The 20,700-nt window shown below is 75.4% G+C and carries 15 protein-coding genes and 1 pseudogene; 9 read left to right on the top strand and 7 right to left on the bottom strand.

Annotated features, from left to right (window positions below; all coding sequences use genetic code 11):
- On the bottom strand, positions 1–941 hold a 941-nt coding region (locus VM95_RS33695), incomplete at its 3' end, for a S1 family peptidase (RefSeq protein ID WP_167352981.1).
- Between the two features lie 355 nt (positions 942–1,296).
- On the opposite strand from VM95_RS33695, the gene VM95_RS33690 reads away from it, so the two are divergent.
- The gene (locus tag VM95_RS33690; protein WP_045704176.1) at positions 1,297–2,421 is read left to right on the top strand and encodes an alpha/beta hydrolase; all 1,125 of its coding nucleotides are present in this window, start codon (positions 1,297–1,299) and stop codon (positions 2,419–2,421) included.
- A gap of 84 nt (positions 2,422–2,505) precedes the next feature.
- Positions 2,506–4,956 carry a glycosyltransferase family 39 protein gene (locus tag VM95_RS33685; RefSeq protein ID WP_052707733.1) on the top strand — a complete coding sequence of 817 codons (2,451 nt, stop codon included), beginning with the start codon at positions 2,506–2,508 and terminating at the stop codon, positions 4,954–4,956.
- Positions 4,957–5,064: 108 nt separating this feature from the next.
- On the opposite strand, the gene VM95_RS33680 is transcribed toward VM95_RS33685, so the two are convergent.
- From VM95_RS33680 to moaA, 3 genes are all read right to left on the bottom strand, one after another.
- Positions 5,065–6,630, bottom strand: a complete 1,566-nt coding sequence (locus VM95_RS33680; protein ID WP_045704175.1) for an alpha/beta hydrolase — start codon at positions 6,628–6,630, stop codon at positions 5,065–5,067.
- Positions 6,631–6,726: 96 nt separating this feature from the next.
- Positions 6,727–7,434 carry an HNH endonuclease family protein gene (locus VM95_RS33675; RefSeq protein ID WP_425265384.1) on the bottom strand — a complete coding sequence of 236 codons (708 nt, stop codon included), beginning with the start codon at positions 7,432–7,434 and terminating at the stop codon, positions 6,727–6,729.
- Positions 7,435–7,601: 167 nt separating this feature from the next.
- The gene (gene moaA, locus VM95_RS33670; protein WP_045704173.1) at positions 7,602–8,597 is read right to left on the bottom strand and encodes a GTP 3',8-cyclase MoaA; all 996 of its coding nucleotides are present in this window, start codon (positions 8,595–8,597) and stop codon (positions 7,602–7,604) included.
- Between the two features lie 236 nt (positions 8,598–8,833).
- On the opposite strand from moaA, the gene VM95_RS33665 reads away from it, so the two are divergent.
- From VM95_RS33665 to VM95_RS33645, 5 genes are all read left to right on the top strand, one after another.
- Positions 8,834–9,439 carry a nucleotidyltransferase family protein gene (locus tag VM95_RS33665; RefSeq protein ID WP_045704172.1) on the top strand — a complete coding sequence of 202 codons (606 nt, stop codon included), beginning with the start codon at positions 8,834–8,836 and terminating at the stop codon, positions 9,437–9,439.
- 155 nt (positions 9,440–9,594) lie between these two features.
- Positions 9,595–10,464, top strand: a complete 870-nt coding sequence (locus VM95_RS33660; RefSeq protein WP_244179049.1) for a hypothetical protein — start codon at positions 9,595–9,597, stop codon at positions 10,462–10,464.
- A 212-nt stretch (positions 10,465–10,676) separates the two neighbouring features.
- Entirely contained in the window at positions 10,677–11,516 is an 840-nt protein-coding gene (locus VM95_RS33655; protein ID WP_045704171.1) for a hypothetical protein, read from the top strand.
- Positions 11,517–11,679: 163 nt separating this feature from the next.
- Complete coding sequence (locus VM95_RS33650; RefSeq protein WP_052707732.1) at positions 11,680–12,729, top strand: (2Fe-2S)-binding protein; 1,050 nt, start codon at positions 11,680–11,682, stop codon at positions 12,727–12,729.
- 213 nt (positions 12,730–12,942) lie between these two features.
- Positions 12,943–13,986 (top strand): DUF2637 domain-containing protein, encoded by a 1,044-nt coding sequence (locus VM95_RS33645; RefSeq protein ID WP_045704169.1) that lies wholly within the window; start codon positions 12,943–12,945, stop codon positions 13,984–13,986.
- A 25-nt stretch (positions 13,987–14,011) separates the two neighbouring features.
- Here the strand turns inward: VM95_RS33645 and VM95_RS33640 are convergent, their stop codons facing one another.
- The 3 genes from VM95_RS33640 to VM95_RS33630 form a co-directional block, all read right to left on the bottom strand.
- A complete protein-coding gene (locus tag VM95_RS33640) occupies positions 14,012–15,649 on the bottom strand; it encodes an esterase/lipase family protein (RefSeq protein ID WP_107073176.1) in 1,638 nt (545 codons plus the stop codon).
- 219 nt (positions 15,650–15,868) lie between these two features.
- On the bottom strand, positions 15,869–18,124 hold the full coding sequence (locus VM95_RS33635) for an ATP-binding SpoIIE family protein phosphatase (RefSeq protein WP_078860950.1): 2,256 nt from the start codon (positions 18,122–18,124) through the stop codon (positions 15,869–15,871).
- A 332-nt stretch (positions 18,125–18,456) separates the two neighbouring features.
- Positions 18,457–18,972 carry an ATP-binding protein gene (locus VM95_RS33630; RefSeq protein WP_341846042.1) on the bottom strand — a complete coding sequence of 172 codons (516 nt, stop codon included), beginning with the start codon at positions 18,970–18,972 and terminating at the stop codon, positions 18,457–18,459.
- A gap of 507 nt (positions 18,973–19,479) precedes the next feature.
- Between VM95_RS33630 and VM95_RS33625 the strand changes: the two genes are divergently transcribed.
- Together VM95_RS33625 and VM95_RS33620 are read left to right on the top strand one after the other, a co-directional pair.
- The gene (locus tag VM95_RS33625; RefSeq protein ID WP_045704167.1) at positions 19,480–20,190 is read left to right on the top strand and encodes an urease subunit gamma; all 711 of its coding nucleotides are present in this window, start codon (positions 19,480–19,482) and stop codon (positions 20,188–20,190) included.
- Positions 20,187–20,700: pseudogene (locus VM95_RS33620) on the top strand (urease subunit alpha); the annotation flags it as partial. The gene VM95_RS33625 and the pseudogene VM95_RS33620, both read left to right, overlap by 4 nt.

Below are 20,700 nucleotides of genomic sequence, written 5' to 3'. Positions count from 1 at the left end.
AGGCCGCTCGCGCTGTACGACAGCGGCGCGGTGCCGCCCGAGGCCTTGATCTGCAGGTTGACCGAGCCGCCGACCGCGGTCGACTGGTTGCCCGGGTTGCTCACCGAGACGGCGCCGCTGCCGGCCGGCTTGGTGAGCAGGCAGCCCGCGACGTTGAGGTCGATGACGTTGCCGGGGCCCAGGCAGGTGGTGAACCAGTACGTCTCCTCGCCGTAGCTCTGGCCCTTGGTGGCGGTGGTGGTGCCGTCCGCCGCGACCTCGCAGGGGTTGTCGAGGGTGCACATCTCGCCGTTGTCGTTGCCGGTGTTGTTGATGCCGACGACCCGCCCGCTGGCGGAGTCGACGATCGGCGAGCCGGAGGTGCCGTGCGTGGTGTTGCAGCCGGAGCTGTAGCGGAGCGAGTCGTGCCAGGTCCACTGGTCCTCGCGCAGGGTGGGCACGAAGCCGTTGACGGAGCAGTTCCAGGTCTGCTTCCAGTACGAGGACGGGATGTACATCGACGAGCCGTCGACCGGGTGGGTGTCGCTGAGGGTCAGCGCGGTGGCGCCGTACTTGGAGCTGATCGACCCGTAGGTGTCGGTGAGCTCGTACAGCGTGACGTCGGTGCCGGTCATCGTCGCGTACAGCACCTTGTCCGCCTGGACGGTGCCGAGGGTGTTGCCCGCGCCGTCGAGCAGGGTGCCGCTGCGGCTGGCGCTCTGGTTCTGGATGACCTGCCCGGCCGAGGGCATGGTCGGCAGGCAGTGCCCGTTCGTGAGCATGAGCGCCCGGTCGCCGGCCACCGAGGTGGGGTAGCGGACCAGCGAGGCCGAGCAGTCGTCCAGCGCGATGGTGGAGGTCAGGTCGGCCGCCTGGACGGCGTTCGCGGGGGTGGCGGCGAAGGTCAGGCCGCCCGCGACGACGACGCCCGCACCGGCCATCGCGACAAGTCTCTTCAGCATGGCTCTCCTTGTGGGGGATCGCGGGTCCCCCGGCTGGTCGCCGAGGCCCGCGCCGCACGAAAGTGCCATGCCCACTACAAGGAATCAACCGTTGTGACCGAACTGGCCACCACGGATGCGCTGTTGTGACCCGATCCCGCAACCCCCCGTCCCGGTATGCCCGTTACGGCCCGGCCCGGCGACACTCCACGCCCGGTGAAGTGCCCGCCTCCCCCGCCCCGCGACGGACCCGCCCACCCCGGAACGGTCCGCATGCGGATCGACACCCGCGCGAGGGCGTGACCGGACGACTACCGAGCGGCCACCTCCCAGGGGCCGTCCGGGGGCTTCCCGGGAGGTCAACTACGATCGGCACGTGCTCAGTCTCACCGGACTCCCCCTCCAGATCATCACCTCGGTCCTCGCGGTGGCCGTCTTCGCCGCCACCATGTGGCTGTGGCCCCGCTTCGGCGGCAAGGGCTGGAAGTCCTGGCTGGGCCGGATCGGCACCTTCCTCGCCACCCAGGTGACGGTGCTGGCCGCGATGGGCCTGATCGCCAACAGCTACTTCGGCTTCTACAGCTCCTGGACCGACCTGCTCGGCACCAGCGGCGGGCTCGGCACGGTCGTCGACCACCAGCCCAACGCCTCCGGCGTCGCCGTCACCAGCGAGCAGAAGTTCTACTCGGCGCAGGGCTCGGACCCGGAGCGCTCCGGGCTGATCCAGAAGGTCGACGTCAAAGGAGCCGGCAGCGGCCTGAGCAGCGAGGCCTACGTCTACCTCCCCCCGCAGTACTTCCAGCCGGACTTCGCCAAGCAGCGCTTCCCGATGGCCCTGGTGCTCACCGGCTACCCGGGCACCCCGGAGAAGCTGATCTCGCTCATGCAGTACCCGGCCTCCACGCTCGCCGCGATCGAGCAGAAGAAGCTGCCGCCGACCATCCTGGTGATGACCCGCCCCACCCTCGTCGACAACCGCGACACCGAGTGCGTCGACGTCCCGAACGGCCCCCAGGTCGAGACCTTCTTCACCACCGACCTGCCCAAGGCCCTCGCCACCACCTACCGGATCGGCACCGACCCGGCCAACCGGGCCGTCATCGGCAACTCCACCGGCGGCTACTGCGCGCTCAAGTTCGCGCTGCGCAAGCCCGACTCCTACCGGGCCGCGGTCGCGCTCTCCGGCTACTACAGCGCCGCCCACGACCCGACCACCGGCGACCTGTTCGGCGGCGACAACAAGCTCAAGCAGGAGAACGACCTGCTGTGGCGGCTCAAGAACCAGCCGCCCGCGCCCGTCTCCCTGCTGCTCACCACCGCGAACGACGAGAACAACTACGACGAGACCCAGGCCATGGTCGGCGCCTTCAAGGCCCCCACCAAGATGTCCACCATCACCCTGGACACCGCCGGCCACAACTTCCACACCTGGACCCGGGAGATCCCCCCGGCCCTGGAGTGGCTGGGCAAACACCTCACCATGCCCCCCGCCGCCGCGTAGATCACCCGTCCGGCCGCGCAGATCACACCCGGCTCACAGCGTCGTCTCACACTTCTCTCAGCCGCGCCACGCACCGTATGGCGCATGACCACGAGCAGCTACTCCCCTCCGGCCGGCGAACCGTGGCCCGAGACCGCGCACTACCCGCCGCCGCAGGCGCCGCAGCCGGGTGGCCCCCTTCGGTTCGACGGGCGCCCGGCCCCGCTCTTCCCCGAGCAGCCCCTGCCGCCCGCCGGACCGAAGGGGATCGGTTCCTGGTCCGAGCGGCTGCGCACCCTGCCCGCCCGCGCCTGGCGGGGCCGCGCCGACGACCCGCGCTGGGTGCGCCCGGCCCTGCTGGCGCTGATGGCCGCCACCGCCGTCCTCTACCTGTGGGGCCTGAGCGCCTCCGGCTGGGCCAACGCCTTCTACTCGGCGGCCGTGCAGGCCGGCAGCCAGAGCTGGAAGGCCTTCTTCTTCGGCTCCTCCGACGCCGCGAACTTCATCACCGTCGACAAGCCGCCGGCCTCGCTGTGGCCGATGGCCCTGTCGGTGCGGATGTTCGGCCTCTCCTCCTGGTCGATCCTCGCCCCGCAGGCGCTGATGGGCGCCGCCACCGTCGGCGTGCTGTACGCGACGGTGCGCCGCCGCTTCTCCCCGCTCGGCGGCCTGCTGGCCGGGGCCGCGTTCGCGCTGACCCCGGTGGCGGCGCTGATGTTCCGCTTCAACAACCCGGACGCGCTGCTGGTGCTGCTGCTCACCCTGTCCGCGTACGGGCTGGTGCGGGCGATCGAGACGGCCGGCACCCGCTGGCTGCTGTTCACCGGCGCGATGTTCGGCTTCGCCTTCCTCACCAAGACGCTCGCGGCCTTCCTGATCCTGCCCGCCTTCGCCGCCGTCTACCTGGCGGTGGCCCCGACCGGCTTCTGGCGGCGGGTGCGCCAGACGCTGCTCGCGGGCGCGGCCCTGCTCGTCTCGGGCGGCTGGTGGGTGGCCGTCGTCGAGCTGCTGCCCGCCTCGGCCCGCCCGTACGTGGGCGGCTCGCAGGACGACAGCTTCCTCTCGCTCACCTTCGGCTACAACGGCCTCGGCCGGGTGGACGGCAACGAGCGCGGCAGCGTCGGCGGCGGCGCCGCGCACCTGCCGGCCGGGGTCGACCTGCCGGCCGGCCTGGCGCGCGGCGGCCGCGGCTGGGGCCAGACCGGCCTCACCCGGCTGTTCGGCTCCGACATCGGCGGTCAGATCGCCTGGCTGCTCCCGGCCGCGCTGATCCTGCTGGTGGTCGGCCTCTGGGCGACCCGCCGGCACGCCAGGCCGGACACCGCCCGCGCGGCCTTCCTGGTCTGGGGCGGCTGGCTGCTCTCCACCGCGCTGGTCTTCAGCTTCATGTCGGGGATCTTCCACCAGTACTACACCGTGGCGCTGGCCCCGGCCGTGGCCGCGCTGGTCGGCATGGGCGTGGACGGGCTGTGGCGGGCGCGGCACCGGCTGCCGTACGCGCTGCTGCTGGCGGGCGTGCTCGCGGTGACGGCGGTCTGGGCGTTCGTGCTGCTCGGGCGCAGCGCCGACTTCCTGCCGTGGCTGCGCTGGGCGGTGCTGTTCGGCGGGCTGGCGTCGGCCGCCGCGCTGGTCGGCGGGCAGGCGGCCGGTCGGACCTCCGGCCGGACGGGCGCGCGGATCGCCTCGGTGGCGGGCCTGCTGGGCCTGGCGGCGGCGTTCGGCGGGCCGGCCGCGTACGCGGTGGACACCGTGAACACGCCGCACAACGGCTCGATCGTGACCGCCGGACCGTCCGTCAAGGGCGCGTTCGGGCCCGGCGGCGGGCGCAAGGGCGGCAAGGGCGGCGCGGGCGCCTGGGGCTTCCCCGGCGGGCCGGGCGGCCAGGGCGGTCAGGGGGGTCAGGGCGGCGGACACGCCTCCCAGGGGCGCAACGGCGGGGGCTTCCCCGGCGGGTTCCCCGGCTTCCCGGGCGCGGGCGCCAACCCCGGCTTCGGCAACGGCAACGGCTCGCCCAACGGCAACGGCAAGGCGAACGGCCGCCACGAGCGCGGCGCGGACGGCGCCAACGGCACGGGCGGCACCAACGGCACCGCCCCCGCCCCCTTCGGCGAAGGCGGCTTCCCCGGCGCCCCCGGCGGCATGGGCGGCCCCGGCGGCATGGGCGGCCTGCTCGGCGGCACCAAGGTGAGCCCCGAGGCGGCCGACCTGCTCGCCCAGGACGCCGACCACTACACCTGGGCCGCCGCGACGGTCGGCTCGCAGAACGCCGCCAGCTACCAACTCGCCACCGGCAAGCCGGTGATGGCCCTCGGCGGCTTCAACGGCACCGACCCGTCGCTGAGCCTGGCCGACTTCCAGAAGTACGTCCAGCAGAACAAGGTGCACTGGTTCATCGCCGGCGGCTCGCACCGCGGCTTCGGCGGCGGATCCGGCGAGGGCACCGACGAGGCGCAGTCGAACGAGAGCGGCCAGATCGAGGCCTGGGTGACCGCCCACTTCACCAAGCGCACGGTCGGCACCGCCACCTTCTACGACCTGACCGCCCCCACCTCCTGACCACATTCCGTCCCCCGATGACGGAGGGGGCGCACCGCGATCCCTCGCGGCGCGCCCCCTCCGCGCGCTGTGCCGGCCGGTCAGTCGCTCGGTCGGTCAGTCGGTCGGTCAGTCGGTCGGACAGTACGTCCCGGCCTCCGGCATCCGCCCGTCCACCAGGAACGCGGCGACGGCGTCCCGCACGCACCCGCTCTTGTCGTACGCGGTGTGCCCGTCGCCCTCCCGGGTGAGCAGCACGCCGTGCGCGAACCCGGCGGCCATCCGCTGCGCCCACAGGTAGGGGGTGACCGGGTCGCCGGTGGATCCGACGACCAGGATCGGGGCGCTGCCGGCCGCCTTCACGGTGTGCGGCTTCTCCGGCGAACGGAACGGCCAGGCCCGGCAGTCCGGGTCGAGCAGGGTGATCCGGGTGTCGTGCCGGCTGGTCAGCGGGGCCCGGACGGCGAGGTCGGCGAGCGCGGCGCGCAGGTCGGCGTCGGTGGGCGCGAGCGGGGCGTCGGCGCAGTGGATGGCCGCGAAGGCGTCCGCGGTGGTGTCGTAACGGCCGTCCTGGTCACGGCCGTTGGCGGCGTCGGCGAGGCGGAGCAGTCCGTCCGCGTCGCCGCGGGCGACGGCCGGTTCGACCGCCTCGCGCAGCCGGTCGAAGGACCGGCGGCCGTCGTAGAGGACGCCCAGGACGCCGGCCCAGCCGAGGGCGGCGGTGAGGGTGCGGCCGTCCTCGCCGTGCAGCGGGTGGTCCCGCAGGCCGTCGAGGAAGTCGGCGAACCGGCGCGGGGCGGCGGCCGGGTCGGTGCCGAGCGGGCAGGTGTCGTCGGTGGCGGCGCAGTCGGCGGCGAAGGCGGTGAACTCGGCCTCGGTGGCGGCGGCCTGTTCGCCGTTGAGGTGCATCAGGTCGGTGCTGCGCTCGACGGCGCCGTCGAGGACGAGCCGGCCGGTGCGCCCGGGGAACTCCTCGGCGTAGAGGGCGCCGAGGTAGGTGCCGTAGGACAGGCCGAGGAAGTCGAGCCTGGTCTCGCCGAGGGCGCCGCGCAGCACGTCCATGTCCCGGGCGCTGTCGCGGGTGCCGAGGTGCGGGAGCAGGTCGGCGGCCTTGGCCCGGCAGGCGTCGGCGAGCACGCGGCCGTGGTCGTAGCCGGGGTCGTCGGTGGAGGTGTACTCGTCGCGGGTGCGGTCGTCGAGGCAGTGGACGCCGGCGGTGCGGCCGGCGCCGCGCGGGTCGAAGCCGACCAGGTCGTAGTGGTCGTGCAGCGGGCCCTGGTAGTTCTTCCAGCCCCACTGGACCATCGCGGTGCCGGAGTTGCCGGGCCCGCCGGGGTTGAGCACCAGGGAGCCGAGGCGCCGGCCGGGGTCGGCGGCGGGCACCCGGGCGACGGCGACGTCGAGGGTCGCGCCGCCGGGGGCTGCGTAGTCGAGCGGGACCTTGAGGGTGGCGCACTGGACGGGTCCGTCGCCGTCGCCCTGGTCGGCGCAGGGCTGCCAGTCGATCCGCTGGTCGTAGAGCGCGCGCAGCGCCGGGTCGGTGCCGGCGGGGGCCCGTTCGGACAGCGGCGGGCGGGTGGCCGGGCCGCCGGGGGCGGGCGCGCCGGTGCAGCCGGCGGGCAGCGCGACGGCGAGCACGGCGGCCAGGGCGGGCAGCGCGCGGCGGCGGGAGAGCCGTTGGATCTTCGAGTCCACCGCTCACGGATACCATCCGGGCCCGGCCCGGGTCACGCCGGGGCCCGGGCCGGAGGTGTGCGGAAAGGTTTCCGCAGCTGTCGGACGCGCGCCTCCTCAGCCGTCGCAGAGCCGCAGCATGGCCTTCTTGTCGGCCTCGGTGACCGGCAGCCGGTACTTCAGCGAAACCTGGGCGAAGCGCACCGCGTACGAGCAGTGGATCGCCGGGTCGGCGGGCAGCCAGGCGGCCGGGCCGGAGTCGCCCTTGGAGGCGTTCTGGGAGCCGTCCGCGGGGATCAGGTTGAGCGGGTCGTTGGCGATCCGGACGCGCTTGGCCCGGTCCCACGCGGCGGCGCCCATCTGCCAGTCGTAGGACAGCGGCATCACGTGGTCGATCTGGATCTTCCCGGCCTGCTGCTTGCTCCACCGGACGGTCTGGCCGGTGTACGGGTCGCGGATGGTCATCGCGGTGACCACGCAGTCCGAGCCGTCCTTGCGCTCGACGGCGGTGCCGTCCCGGGCGAGCAGGTCGTTGCGGGTGTCGCACTTGTTGCCGCCGAACGGGACGCCCTCGACGCTGTCCGTCCAGGCGGGGCCGAACTCGCCCCGGTCGTAGCCGTCCCGGGGCCCGGCGGCCGCGGTGGCGACCTGGGCGATGAGCTCGCGGCCCGCCCTGCGGTCCTCGGCGGTGGCGAGCGGGGCGAGGCCGGGCCGGGTGCCGTCCGGGTTCTGCAGCGGGCTGGTGCCCGGGCCCGCGGCGGGCGCGCCGCCCTTCGGCTGGTCGCGGCCGCCGAGCAGCCAACCGGCCAGCGCGAGCGCGCATATGAGGAACACGGTGGCGGCGGACAGCCAGGTACGGCGGGCGGGCACGGCGAACTCCCGGAATCAGGGGTGGGTTGACGGTGAACCAGCAGATCAGCCACCCCAAGAGCGGGTCAAGGCGACGCCACGCGCACGCCGAGGAGCATGGCGGAGCTCACACCTCCTCCGGTTCAGCCGCCGATCGCGGACATCGGGCGGTCCGGGCGGACGAAGTCGGCCGAGCCGACCGCGTGCCCCGGCCCCTTGCGGGCCACCGAGGCCCGCCAGGCCGCCTCGACCTCGGCGTCGTCCGCGCCGGCGCGCAGCAGCGCCCGCAGGTCCGACTCCTCGGTGGCGAACAGGCAGTTGCGCAGCTGCCCGTCCGCCGTCAGCCGCACCCGGTCGCAGCCGCCGCAGAACGGCCGGGTCACCGAGGCGATCACCCCGACGACCGCCTCCGTGCCCGCGATCCGCCACTCCTCGGCCGGCGCGCTGCCCGGCCGGCCGAGCGGCACCAGCTCGAACCGCTCCCCCAGCGCCGCCAGGATCTCCTCCGCCGTCACCATCGACGCCCGGTCCCAGGCCCCCTGCGCGTCCAGCGGCATCGACTCGATGAACCGCGGCCGGTACCCGTGCTCGACGGCGAAGGCCGCCTGGTCGGCGATCTCGTCCGCGTTCACGCCGCGCACCGGCACCGTGTTCACCTTCACCGGCCCCAGGCCCGCCGCCCGCGCGGCCGCCAGGCCGGCCAGCACGTCCGGCAGCCGGTCGCGCCGGGTCAGCGCCGCGAACCGCTCCGGGCGCAGCGTGTCCAGGCTGACGTTCACCCGCCGCAGCCCCGCCGCCCGCAGCCCGGCCGCCGCCCTGGCCAGGCCGATGCCGTTGGTCGTCAGCGACAGCTCCACGCCCAGCGCCGCCAGCCGGCCCACCAGGGCGACCAGGCCGCGGCGCAGCAGCGGCTCCCCGCCCGTCAGCCGTACCGACCGCACCCCCAGCCGCTCGACCCCGACCCGGACCAGCCGCAGCACCTCGTCGTCGGTCAGCACCCCCTCGCGCGGCAGCCAGTCCAGGCCCTCCGCCGGCATGCAGTACGTGCAGCGCAGGTTGCAGCGGTCGGTCAGCGAGACCCGCAGATCGGTGTGGACGCGGCCGAAGCGGTCCACCAGCGGGCGCGGTGCGGTGTTCATCGACCCAGTACAGGGGGCGGACGGGCGGCGCGGCCAGCGGCCGAACCGCCGGGGAGCGGGCACGGCCGGCGGCCCGGGCTTGTGGGTTCGTCCAACTCCGGGCCCCGGGTGCTGCGCGACGGCCGCCCGGCCGGGCAGGCTGGGCCCATGAGCCGCACCGCAGCCCACCCCGCCCCCGCGCCCCCGGGGCCGCCCGCGGCCGCCGACCGCACCCGCGCCGCCGCCGGGCCGACCGCATGAGCCGCGGCGGCCGACCCCCCGTCCCCGCGCTGGTGCTCGCCGCCGGCGGCGGGCGCCGCCTCGGCGGGCGCCCCAAGGCGCTGATCCGCTACCGGGGCCGCCCCCTGGTCGAGCACGCCGTGGCGGTCGTCCGCGCCGGGGGCTGCCCGGACGTGACGGTGGTACTGGGCGCCGAGGGCGACCGGGTCCGGGCCACCGCGCACCTGCCCGGGTGCCGGCTGGTGGCCAACCCGGACTGGGCCGGCGGCATGGGCTCCTCGCTGCGGGCCGGGCTGGCCGCGCTGGCGCCGGAGGCGTCGGCGGTGCTGGTGATGCTGGTGGACACCCCGGGCGTCACCCCGGCGGCGGTGGCCCGGCTGCTCGCCGCGCACCGGGCGGGCGCCGAGCTGGCGGCCGCCGCGTACGACGGGCGGCGCGGGCACCCGGTGCTGATCGGCGCCCGGCACTTCGCCGAGGCGGCGGCGGGCGCGGACGGCGATGCCGGTGCCCGGGCGCTGCTGGCCGCGCACGCGGGCGAGGTCGTGCTCGTCGAGTGCGCCGACGTCGCCGTGCCGGACGACCTCGACACGCCCGCCGACCTGGCCCGCTGGTCCGCCGGCTGACCACCCGCCGGGTGCCGGGGCCGTCCGCCCTCCACCTGCCGGGGGACCATCCCTGATCCGTCCCTGAGGATTGTCCCATTCCGCGCCAACCGTCCCCCGTTTGGGGGAGCATGGGAATCGCCGCACCCACCCGACCCCAACGGACGGAGCCCGCGATGGCCGGACTGCCCGACGACTTCACCGGACACGACCCCGCCCTGCCGGGGCCGGGAGCGGGCGGTGGCGCGCGGGCGATCCGCTGCCCCGCCTGCCGTCGCGAGCACCTGTACGAGCCGCCCTCGCTGCCGTGCCCGTGCGGCGCCTCGCTGAAGGTGCCGCTGCTGCGCGGCGGGGTGCCGGTGCAGGTGCGGTTCCGCTCCTGGGAGGACTCCTGGCTGAGCATGCGCTGCCCGCACTGCGGCCGCTCGGACCAGTGGCCGCAGCCCGAGTTCACCTGCAACTGCGGCGCGACCGTCCGCCTCCCGGTGGACCGCGCCACCCGGCTGAACGCCGGCACGGCCGGCCCGCTCACCGCCGCCGGCCCGCAGTCCTCCCGCCCGCAGCCGGCCCACCCGATGGGCGCCCCGGTGCCCGCCCCGCCCGCGCCGCCGGCCCCGCCCGGGACCACCGCCGGCCGGGCCCGCCCGTTCCGCCACCGCACGCCGTTCCGCCCGCACCCGGTGCGCACCTCGCAGGACGCGGTGTTCACCGCCGCCCGCTACCTGGAGTGGCTCGGCTTCGACGACCTGGAGCTGACGGAGGCCCAGGAGCGCGACGGCGTCACCCTGCTGGGCAGCCGGATGGTCGCCCAGGTGGACACCTGGACCGAGCCCGCCGACGTCAAGTCGGTGGAGTGCCTGTGGCTGCAGACCCTGCACGCCGAGGAGATGGCCGCCGCCATGTTCACCCTGGCCGGCTACTCGCACCAGGCCACCGTGCGCGGCGAGCAGCTGCTGGTCGCCCTGTTCAGCCTGGACCTGGCCGGCGTGCCGCAGCCCGCCAACGGCGCGGCCGAGGCGCTGATGGAGACCGGCTGGACGTCCTGACGGCCCGCCGCTCCCCCACTAGATCATCCGCCCCGGAAAAGCAACAACCTGCGCTCGTGATCTGGTGCACAAGCTCACCCCCGTGTTGAATTGCCGCCACAGCGCGGGACTTCGCCCTGCAGCCCGCCGTTCCGTCATCATGCGAACGGACCGCGGCAGCGCGCCTGGGCGGGCCCCGTGCCCGGCTGGATGGCGCGCACAAGGAGGTGGCGTTGTCGGAGCACGGATGGGGCCCGAGCGGCCCGGACGGGCTGGGGCGGGCAGCGGAGGAACCGGGCGACACCGTATGGCGACTACGGTCCCGGGCGTGCTGGCAGGAGGCCGCCGACCTGCTCCGGCCGGCCGCCGAACACGACCCGACGGCCGCCCTCCGGCGGGCCGAACTCCTCATCGAGCAGTGCCTGTTCACCGCCGCCCACTGGATCCAGGCGGAACAGGCACTGCGCCTGGCCGAGGCGCTGGCGACCGGCACCGAGCAGCGCGCGGCCGCCGCCTGCGCCCGCGGCTTCCTCGCCTACGTGGCCAGCGTGCTCGGCCCGCGCGACCGGCTGGACGAGGCGCAGGCGGCACTCGGCCGCACCTCGGCCCTGCTGCCGCCGGGCGCCCCGGGCCGCCCGCTGCTGGACTTCCGGCGCGGACTGGTCGCCGAGAACCTGCTGCGCGACCGCGGCGCCGCCTGGATCGCCTACCGCCGGGCGCACGAGGCCGCCGGGGAGCGCGGCGACAAGCTGCTGCGCTCCTACACCTGGCGCCACCTGGCCGCCCTCGCGCTGTCCCGCGGCGACCGCGGCCACGCCCGGGAGGGCTTCGACGCCTCGCTGCGGCTGCGCGAGCAACTCGGCTTCACCGTGGGGGTGGCGCCGGCGCTCGCGGCGCTCGCCGAGGTGTCCGAGCCGGCCGAGGCCGCGCGCCTGCGCGCCGAGGCCGCCCGGCTGGTGCACGCGCTCGGCGGCGTGCCGGTCTGGCTCGCACGCCAACTGGCCGCCCCGCCACCGCCCGGCACTCCCCCGGACGGACGCAGCACCCGCGAGACCCGGGGCACCATCAGCTAAGGTGAGCCTAACCTGGCCGGGGTGAGCAGTGCCCCGGCCGGGTCAGCCTTGCCGTTCCCCGGGCACCGCCATGCCCCGGCCCGGCCGGGCCCGGCGGGCAGCAGCACGGCCGGGCACCCCGGGCCCCCATGCGCGGCCCCGGTCGACCCGATGGGGCCCGACCATGACCGCGAGCAGCACCCGGCCCGTCCCCGCACCGTCCGCCCCCCGCACCACCGAGGCGCACACCCCGGCCGCCGCGCCGGACCCCACCACCCCCTGCGCGCCGTCGTACCACCGGCTGACCGGCCTCACCCCGACGCTCAGCGTGCGCTGCGCCCCACCCCCGTCCGGCGACGGCTGGCTGACCGCCGCCGACCTGGCCGAACGCCCCGCAGCCGTCCGCGACCTGGTCGCCGTGGACGCCCGCCAGGGCCTCGCCCGCTACGGGCGGCCGCTGCGCCCGGACGTGGCGGCCGGCTTCGGCCTGCACCGCGCGGTCTGGCCGCTCTCCCTGCTGTTCACGGTGCCGTGGTTCCTGGAGCGGCGGGTGCCGCTGCTCGGGCCGGGGGACGTGGCGCTGCGCCGGGGCAACGCCGCCGTGGAGCTGACGGTCCGCCCGGCGGCGTTCGTCTGCCTGCCGGACGACCCGGCGGCCGCCTCACCGGCCACCGCCGCGGCCACCGCCCCGGCCGCCCGCACCGCAGCCGTCCGCACCGTGGCCGTCCGCACCGCCCCGGACGAGACCGCGCTGGCGGCCGAACTCCGGTGCGCGCTGGGCGCGTTCCTGGACCCGCTGCTGGCCGCGTTCCGCCCGCAGGTGCGGCGCGGGCCCCGGGTGCTGTGGGCGATGGCCACCGACGCCGTGGTGGAGGGGCTCTGCTACGCGGGCGGGCTGCTCGGCGAGCCGGAGCGGGCGCGCGCCGAACTGTCCGCGCTGCTCGCCCCCGACGACCCAGCGCCCGCTGACCGAGCGCCCGCCGACCGAGCCCCGGCGGGCCCCGCCCCCGCGCACGCGCCCGGCGCGCCGGGCCGCCCCGCTCCCGCTCCGGCCCCCTTCACCCCGGGCGCCGGTTTCGCGACCCCGGCGCCCGGCCGGGGCGGCGCTCCCGGAGCACCCTCCGGAGGCGGCGCCCCGGACGCGACGGCCCGGGCCAGGGCCAGCTGCTGCCTCGTGTACACCGCGGCCCCCGAGGACATGTGCGCCGGCTGCCCCCGCGTCACGCGCGGTTGACGAAAACCCGTTCGACCTCGAACTCGAAAAGCCTGGAATTCCGGGAATCGCCCGCTTCGAATTCATACGACGATGCGACCGACGCGGGGTCAGAAATCCCTCTACTCAGCGCATTGACGGTGAATCCGCCATTCCCTCGCCGAGCATCCGCCATGATGGTCCCCGCCATCACGGCGCAGGAACTCGACGCAGAAAGCGAGGCTGGTTCCGGCGATGAAATTGTCCGACATACCGCTCGGCTGGGCCGTCACCGGAGTCGCGGGGCTGCTGGTCAGCGCACTCCTGGTGGCCCTGGCCCGGAGCCGGGGATCCGCCGCCGGGGCGGACTCCTGGGAGCGTTCCGAGGAACGGCGCCGCAACAAGGAATCCCTGTACGGCGCCGCCTCGTACACGCTGCTGTTCTGCTGCGCCGGGGTCGCGGCCGCACTCTCCTTCCACGGGCTGGTCGGCTTCGGCATGCAGAACCTCGGCCTGTCCGGCGGCTGGGAGTACCTGGTGCCGTTCGGGCTGGACGGCGCCGCGATGTTCTGCTCGGTGCTCGCCGTCCGCGAGGCCAGCCACGGCGACGCCGCACTCGGCTCCCGGCTGCTGGTCTGGCTGTTCGCCGGCGCCTCGGCCTGGTTCAACTGGGTGCACGCCCCGCGCGGCTTCGGCCACGCCGGCGCCCCGCAGTTCTTCTCCGGCATGTCGCTGTCCGCGGCGATCCTGTTCGACCGAGCGCTCAAGCAGACCCGCCGGGCGGCGCTGCGCGAGCAGGGACTCGTCCCGCGGCCGCTGCCGCAGATCCGCATCGTCCGCTGGCTGCGCGCCCCGCGCGAGACCTACGCGGCCTGGTCGCTGATGCTCCTGGAGGGCGTGCGCAGCCTGGACGAGGCGGTGGACGAGGTCCGCGACGAGAAGCGGGAGCGGTCGCTGGAGAAGGAGCGGCGCAAGCTGGCGGGCCGCCGCGAGCGGGCCGAGATCCGGGCGATCAACCGGGGCAGCGCCACCTGGCGCGGCCGCGGGAGCACCACCGCCGCCCGGCAGTTGGAGTCCGGCTCGGAGCCCGCCATAGTCGGCGGGCCGTCCGGCCCGCGCGCGGTCGAGGCCCCGGAGGGCGACTCCGGGGCCGCCGAGGGCACGGTCGTCCAGCCCGGCCTGCCGGCCCGGCCGGAGCGGCGCACCGTCGACCTCACCTCCGAGGAGGACACCGTCACCCTGCCCCGGCTGGACTCGCTGGAGCGCAAACTGAAGGACCTGGAGCAGCAGTTCGGCTAGCTGCTCCTCCTCCCTGGCACGGCCCTCACTCCCGGACCGAGGGCCGCAGGACGAGCGACGCGTCGGCTCCGAGGAGCCGGCCCGCGCTCGGCGGGAGGGGGACGGAGAGGGTCGCGTCCCGGTCCGGGGCGAGCGGGCCGTCGCTGATCGGGTAGCGGTCGGCGATCGCGACCGGCACCTGGGAGTTCCAGGCGGCCCAGAGCCGCAGCTCGCCCTTGGGATCGTCGGCCTCGTGCCCGACGTCGACGATCAGCGTGTCGTCCCAGTCCGCCGTCTGGGCGAGATGGTCCCGCCAGAACAGCAGTCCGTGCTCCTCGGTCAGCCGGGAGACCCGCAGGTGCAGCGAGTAGCGCGACGGTAGCGACACGGGCGTGTTGGAACCGTCCGCGGGCATGGTCAGCGGGTCGAGCAGGAAGACCGTGGTGAGCGGGATCGGGCCGCCGTCCGGCTCGGGCTCCAGCGTGACGGGGCAGTGGTGCGCGGCCAGCTGCTGGTGCATCACGACGGGCAGTCCGCGGATCGACAGCTGGATCTCGCCCTGCCAGAACGACCGGCGGCCGTCCGCGTCGGGCGGGGCGGGCGCCAGACCCGCGAGGGCGATCTCCACCCGCTTGCGGCCGAACAGGAAGCGGCGCAGGTTCTGGTACCCCTCCTCGGAGTTGACCAGGCCGTAGCGGCCCGAGTGCGAGCGGTGGACGTACGCGCGGTGCGCGCCCTCGACGTAGGCGTTGCGGGTCGCGACCAGGCCGTCGCTCTGCGGGCCCACCACCTTCTGCGCCAGGCCGTAGTCCCCGGCGTCGGTGCCGACCACGCAGAAGATCCGGTCGGTGTCGAAGTCCTCGGGCGGGACCACGTTCACCGGCCAGTCCGGCGGCGCCTCGGTGCCGAAGTCGACGTGCGGCACCAGGTAGCCGTACATCTTCTCGGGCGCGAAGATGTCGGAGCCGACCGGGCCGAGGTCCTCCATGAACTCGTCGAGCAGGCCCCCGCCGACCGCGAAGGCGATCCCGCCGTGCGGGGTGCCGTAGGTGAACAGCCGGTCGACCAGGTCCTTGCCGGGCAGGGTGGGCCGGAAGTCGCCGAGGCTCTGGTGCGACCACTTCTGGAGCATGCTGCGGCAGATCAGGCCGCCCATCGAGTGGGCGATCAGGACGACCTTGTCGGCGCCCGTCTTCTCCCGGACCAGCTGGACGAGTTCGTACAGGTCGCGGGCCGCCGCCTCGATGTCGAAGTCGGCGGCCTTGCCGCCGAAGGTGTCGGCGGACGCGTCGTAGAAGCGGTGGATCCAGACGGTCGCCGGGTCCACCGACCCGGCCGCGCGGGCGCGCAGGTAGGCCTTCGGGTCACCGGTCACCAGCGGGTGGTAGCCGTCCTCGGCGAAGAGCCGCAGCAGCGGGCTCTCGAACTGGTAGTACTGGGCGGCTCCGTCGCCGCCGACCCGGATGTGGGTCGACCCGTCGTTGAAGCCGTAGAACGGGTCGTCGACCTGCTTGTCGATGCCGCTGGTGCCGCCGGCGAAGCCGCGCACGTAGATCAGCGGGAGGCGGGCGACGTCCGCGGTGGCGTCGTGCGGCTCGGCGGGCTTCCGTTGCGGGGGCGGCAGCGGGACCGAGGGGGTCGCGGGGGTTTCGTCGTGCGTGTGGTGATGGAAGATCGACACCATGGCGTGATCCTCGGGTTCCGCAGAGTGGTGATGACTGCCCGCCGTCCACCGGCGACCGCCTGCGACCGGCGAGCCGGAGCCACACGCCCTCACCGGCTGCCGGGACGCGCCGGGGCACGTGACCTGTCTTCAGATTACGCCCCTCCAGACCGTCCGGACCGGGCCGGTTTCCGGTCGGTCCGGCCGGTCCGGACGGGCGCGGGCCGGGCGGCCGTCCGGTCAGGCGGCGGCGACGCCGCTGAGCTCGAACCACATCCGCTTGCCGGAGCCGCGCGGCTCCACGCCCCACGCGTCGGCCAGCGCCTCGACCAGCATCAGGCCGCGCCCGGAGGAGGCCTGTTCGCCGGGCGTCCGGCGGGTCGGCCAGAGGTCGGACTCGTCCTCCACCTCGACCCGCAGCCGGGCCCGGCCGCCGTCCGCGGCCGGCTCCCGGTAGAGGCGGGCGGTGAACATGGCGTCACGGTCCGTGTGCCGGATGGCGTTGGTGACCAGCTCGGAGGAGAGCAGTTCGGCGGTGTCGATGAACTCGGCGACGCCCCACCGGCGCAGCGCGTCGCGCAGCTCGGCCCGGACCTCGGCGATCCGCGCCAGGTCGGCCTGGCCGATCCGGCGGCGCAGCTGCTGGGCGGCGAGCCCGCCCGACGGGCCGTCCCAGCGCAGGAGCAGCAGCGCTATGTCGTCCTCGCGCTCGCTGGACTCGGCGGCCTGGGAGGCGATCCGGTCGGCCAGCTCCTCCAGCGGGTCGCGGGCGGCCCCGTCCGCGGCGGGCAGCGGCGCGGCGAGGGCGCGGGTGAGCCGCTCGACGCCCTGGTCCAGGTCCATGCCGCGCGACTCGACCAGGCCGTCGGTGCACAGCAGCACGGTCTCGCCCGGGTCCAGGCTGAACCGGGTGACCCGGTACTCCTGGTCCGGGTCGATGCCCAGCGGCAGCCCGCCGGCCACCGGCACCACGGCGGCGCTGCCGTCCGCGCGGCGCACCACCGGGTCGAGGTGGCCGGCCCGCACCGCGTAGACCACGCCGTAGTCGACGTTGACCTCGGCGTAGGTGCAGGTGGCGAAGTGGTCGGTGTCCAGGTCGGCGAGGAAGCGGGAGGCGCGGGCCATCACCGCGGCGGGCGGGTGGCCCTCGGCGGCGTAGGCGCGCAGCGCGATCCGCAGCTGCCCCATGATCCCGGCGGCGTGCACGTCGTGGCCCTGCACGTCGCCGATCACCAGGCCGACGTGCCCGCCGGGCAGCGGCACCACGTCGTACCAGTCGCCGCCGATCTGCAGGCCGGAGCCGGCCGCCAGGTAGCGCACGGCGGTGGTCACGCCGGGCACGGCGGGGACGGTGCGCGGCAGCATCACCCGCTGCAGGCCGGCCGCCAGCTCGTGCTCGGCGTCGTGCAGCCGGGCCCGGGCCAGCGACTGGGCGACCAGCCCGCCCAGGGTGGTGAGCAGGGTGCGCTCGTCCGCGTCCAGCTCCCGCTCGTCGTCGAAGCTGACCACGCACACGCCGATCGCCCGGCCGCTGGCCACCAGCGGCAGGTACGCCCAGGAGCCGCGGCCGTTGCGGCTGGTGGGCTCCCACACCTCCGGGTAGCCCTCGCGGTACTCCGCGCGGGAGGAGACGAACACCGGCGCGCGGTGGCGCAGCGCCTCGGAGGCCGGGTGGCCGGCCGGCAGCAGGGTGCGGTCCCAGACGGCGAGCGACTCGGTCAGGTAGCCGGAGGCGCCGAGGATCTGCGCCCGCCCGGCCTCGAAGGAGGCGAGCACCAGGCCGTCCGGCGGCAGGCCGGGCAGCGGCAGCTCGGTGAACACCCGGGCGACGTCCCGGACGGTGACGGCCTCGGACAGCGCGCGGGCCGCCTCCTTGATGAACCGGGAGCGCTCCTCGCGCAGCAGGGCGAGCCGGTCCGCGCGGTCGCGCTTGTGCAGTTCGACGGTGGCGTCCCAGACGAAGCCGACCATCCGGGAGGCGCGGCCGAAGGCGTCGGCGAGCACCCGGCCGCGGAAGCGCACCGCGCGCATGCTGCCGTTCGGCCCGACCGTGCGGTAGTAGGCGCCGCACTGGCCCAGCTCGGCGACCGCGCGCTCGACCCGGCGGCGCACCACGGGCGCGTCCTCGGGGTGCAGCAGGGCGAGGAAGGAGGCGGCGGTGCGGTCGAAGCGGCCCTGGTCCATGGCGTCCAGGCCGATGATCGCGCAGGCCCGCAGGTCGCCCTCCAGGACGTCGCGGCGGATGTCCCAGTCGAAGGAGCCGATGCCGTTGGCGGCCATCGCGGGCTCCAGCCAGTCCGGCATGGTGTCGGCGGAGGCGGGCGGCAGGCCGCCGGAGAGCACCGGGGCGAGCCGGGCGGCGGCGAGCGTCGGGGGCACCCGGGAGCCGCGGCGGGAGGCCTGCGCGGGCGGTCGGGCCCGCCCGGGGGCCGGCGGTTCGGCGGCGGACGTGCCGGCAGGAAGCGCCGGACCCGGCGACTCGGGCTCAGTGGGCATGCTGCTCCTGCCGCTGCCGCGGCGGACCGAGCCGATCGTCCGGACGGGCCGCGTGGCGATGTGATGGATCGTGCTGGATCGGGCGGTGTCGACGGGCGCTGGTCAGTCGAGGTTCGGTCTCCCCGCAGCTTCCCGCACGTGGACACACAGTCCCACCATCCTGGCCAATGATGCGCCGAGCGGCAATGCCATCGGACCGGAAATCTTCCGTTCCGCCTTCTGTTCAGGGCTTGCTTCGACGGCGAATCAATCGACGGCGAACCATCGTACGGGACGCGGCGGCCCGGCGCCCGGCAGTCGGCCCGCGGCGGGCTCACGGCGGCCCGGCCGGCTCAGGGCAGGGCGAGCTCGAACCAGGTCACCTTGCCGTCGCCGCGCAGCTGCACGCCCCAGGAGTCGGCGAGCGCCTCCACCAGCAGCAAGCCCCGCCCCGAGGTCGCGGTCTCGGCGGCCGGCTCGCGGCGGCGGCCGGGCAGCCGGCTGGTGCCGTCCTGCACCTCGATCCGCAGCCGCAGGTCCGACCCGAGGACGGCGTCGAAGACGGCGCCCTCGCCGGTGTGCAGCAGCGCGTTGGTGACCAGTTCGGAGGAGAGCAGCTCGGCGGTGTCGGACAGCTCCGGCACCCCCCAGTGGTTCAGCGCCGAGCGCAGCCGCCGCCGGACCGAGCCGACCGCGGGCAGGTCCGCCGGGTCCACCGTCAGGTGCAGCCGGCGGTGCAGTGCGCAGCCCGGGGCGGGCACCGCCGGCAGGGCCGTCCCGGTGCTGCCGACCGGCCCCTGGACCGGGCCGGAGCGGTAGCCGTCGCCCGAGCCCGTCCGCTGCCGCGGGAATCGCGACTGACCGTCCATCACCAATGCCCCCGCCTTCAAATCCCGGGCCCCCGCGTCCGGAATCCCCCGCCGGCCGGGTGGCCCCCTCGTTCTGGCCACCCATCGTCATGCCCAGTTGACGGCGTTTGCAACAGTGTGCGTCCGATCACCTGGGGTGAAAGGGGCACGGGGCGGTTCACGTGATCCAACTGCCCGCGCCGGACGGGTTTGCGAAGCGCAGAGGCTGTTTTCGAACCCGCTCCCGCCCGATCCCGCGCACGCCCGGCGCCCGTACGGACCGTGCTCCCCGCCGCGCGCCCCCGCGCCCGCCACCGCCGCACGCCGCCCGCACCCGGCCCCTCACCCCCGCCGCCCGCCCGGCGGGCCGAACGTGTCGGGAGCGGCAACGCTGGACAGGGCGCCCCGGGCCGGGTTCAATGACCCGGGATGTTTGAACGGCGTTCTAACATCACCCCGGAAGCCCGCGCGGCCCCGCGCACCGGGCCCCCGGCCGACCCCCTCCCCCGGCGACGCGAGCGAGGAACCGTGCGACTGACCCCCACCGAGCGGGACCGGCTGCTGATCTTCACAGCAGCCGAACTGGCCCGCGCCCGCCGCGCCCGGGGCGTGCGCCTCAACATCCCCGAGGCGACCGCCCTGATCGCGGACACCGTCTGCGAGGCCGCCCGCGACGGCCGGCGCCTCGCCGAGGCCATCGAGGCCGGCCGCTCCGTCCTCACCGCCGACGACGTGCTGCCCGGCGTGCCCGACGTGGTCACCGTCGTCCAGGTCGAGGCCGTCTTCGACGACGGCACCCGCCTCGCCGTCGTCAACGACCCCTTCCGCGGCGCCGGCTCGCTCGGCGACGGCGCCCCCGGCGGCGCCCTGATCGGCGACGGCGCCGGCTACGACCCGGTCGAGGAGACCCTGCTGCTCCCCGTCCACAACACCTCCGGGGTGCCGATCTCCGTCACCTCGCACTTCCACTTCTTCGAGGCCAACCCGCGCCTGGCCTTCGACCGCGCCGCCGCCTACGGCACCCACCTGGCCGTCCCGGCCGGCTCCTCGGTGCGCTTCGACCCCGGCGCCACCGTCGAGGTCGGCCTGGTGCCGATCGGCGGCGCACGCGTCGCGATCGGCTTCGCCGGGCTCGTCGACGGGCCGCTGGACGCGCCCGGCGCCAAGGAAGCCGCCCTCGCGAAGGCCCGCGCCACCGGCTACCTGACCAGCTTCGACGACGCCGAGGTGCCCTCATGAGCTCGATCACCCCGCACGACTACATCGCGGTGCACGGCCCGCGCGCCGGCGACCGGGTCCGGCTCGGCGACTCCGGCCTGATCGTGCGCGTCGAGTCCGACTCCCAGGCCCCCGGCGACGAGTTCCTGGCCGGCTTCGGCAAGACCGCCCGCGACGGCCTGCACCTCAAGCCCGCCGCCGTCCGCGACACCTGCGACGTGGTGATCAGCAACGTGCTGGTCATCGACGCGATCCAGGGCATCCGCAAGACGTCCATCGGCCTGATCGGCGGCCGCATCGCCTCCATCGGCCGAGCGGGAAACCCGGACACCCTGGACGGCGTGGACGTCGTCGTCGGCACCGGCACCACCATCGTCTCCGGCGAGGGCCTGATCGCCACCGCCGGCGCCATCGACACCCACGTCCACCTGCTGTCGCCCCGCATCATGGAGGCCTCGCTGGCCTCCGGCGTCACCACCATCATCGGCCAGGAGTTCGGCCCGGTCTGGGGCGTCGGCGTCAACTCCCCCT

The sequence above is a fragment of the Streptomyces rubellomurinus genome, from assembly GCF_000961885.1.
GTDB lineage: Bacteria > Actinomycetota > Actinomycetes > Streptomycetales > Streptomycetaceae > Kitasatospora > Kitasatospora rubellomurina.
Note: the sequence above shows the minus strand (reverse complement) of the source record. Positions and strands in the feature narration are given on the sequence as shown.

Excerpts from the sequence above, each read along its gene's own strand:
- VM95_RS33665 (WP_045704172.1), top strand. The coding sequence starts at position 8,834 with ATGAGCCGCGGCGGCCGACCCCCCGTCCCCGCGCTGGTGCTCGCCGCC.
- moaA (WP_045704173.1), bottom strand. The coding sequence starts at position 8,597 with ATGAACACCGCACCGCGCCCGCTGGTGGACCGCTTCGGCCGCGTCCAC.
- VM95_RS33640 (WP_107073176.1), bottom strand. The coding sequence starts at position 15,649 with ATGGTGTCGATCTTCCATCACCACACGCACGACGAAACCCCCGCGACC.
- VM95_RS33685 (WP_052707733.1), top strand. The coding sequence starts at position 2,506 with ATGACCACGAGCAGCTACTCCCCTCCGGCCGGCGAACCGTGGCCCGAG.
- VM95_RS33650 (WP_052707732.1), top strand. The coding sequence starts at position 11,680 with ATGACCGCGAGCAGCACCCGGCCCGTCCCCGCACCGTCCGCCCCCCGC.
- VM95_RS33645 (WP_045704169.1), top strand. The coding sequence starts at position 12,943 with ATGAAATTGTCCGACATACCGCTCGGCTGGGCCGTCACCGGAGTCGCG.
- VM95_RS33660 (WP_244179049.1), top strand. The coding sequence starts at position 9,595 with ATGGCCGGACTGCCCGACGACTTCACCGGACACGACCCCGCCCTGCCG.
- VM95_RS33635 (WP_078860950.1), bottom strand. The coding sequence starts at position 18,124 with ATGCCCACTGAGCCCGAGTCGCCGGGTCCGGCGCTTCCTGCCGGCACG.
- VM95_RS33630 (WP_341846042.1), bottom strand. The coding sequence starts at position 18,972 with ATGGACGGTCAGTCGCGATTCCCGCGGCAGCGGACGGGCTCGGGCGAC.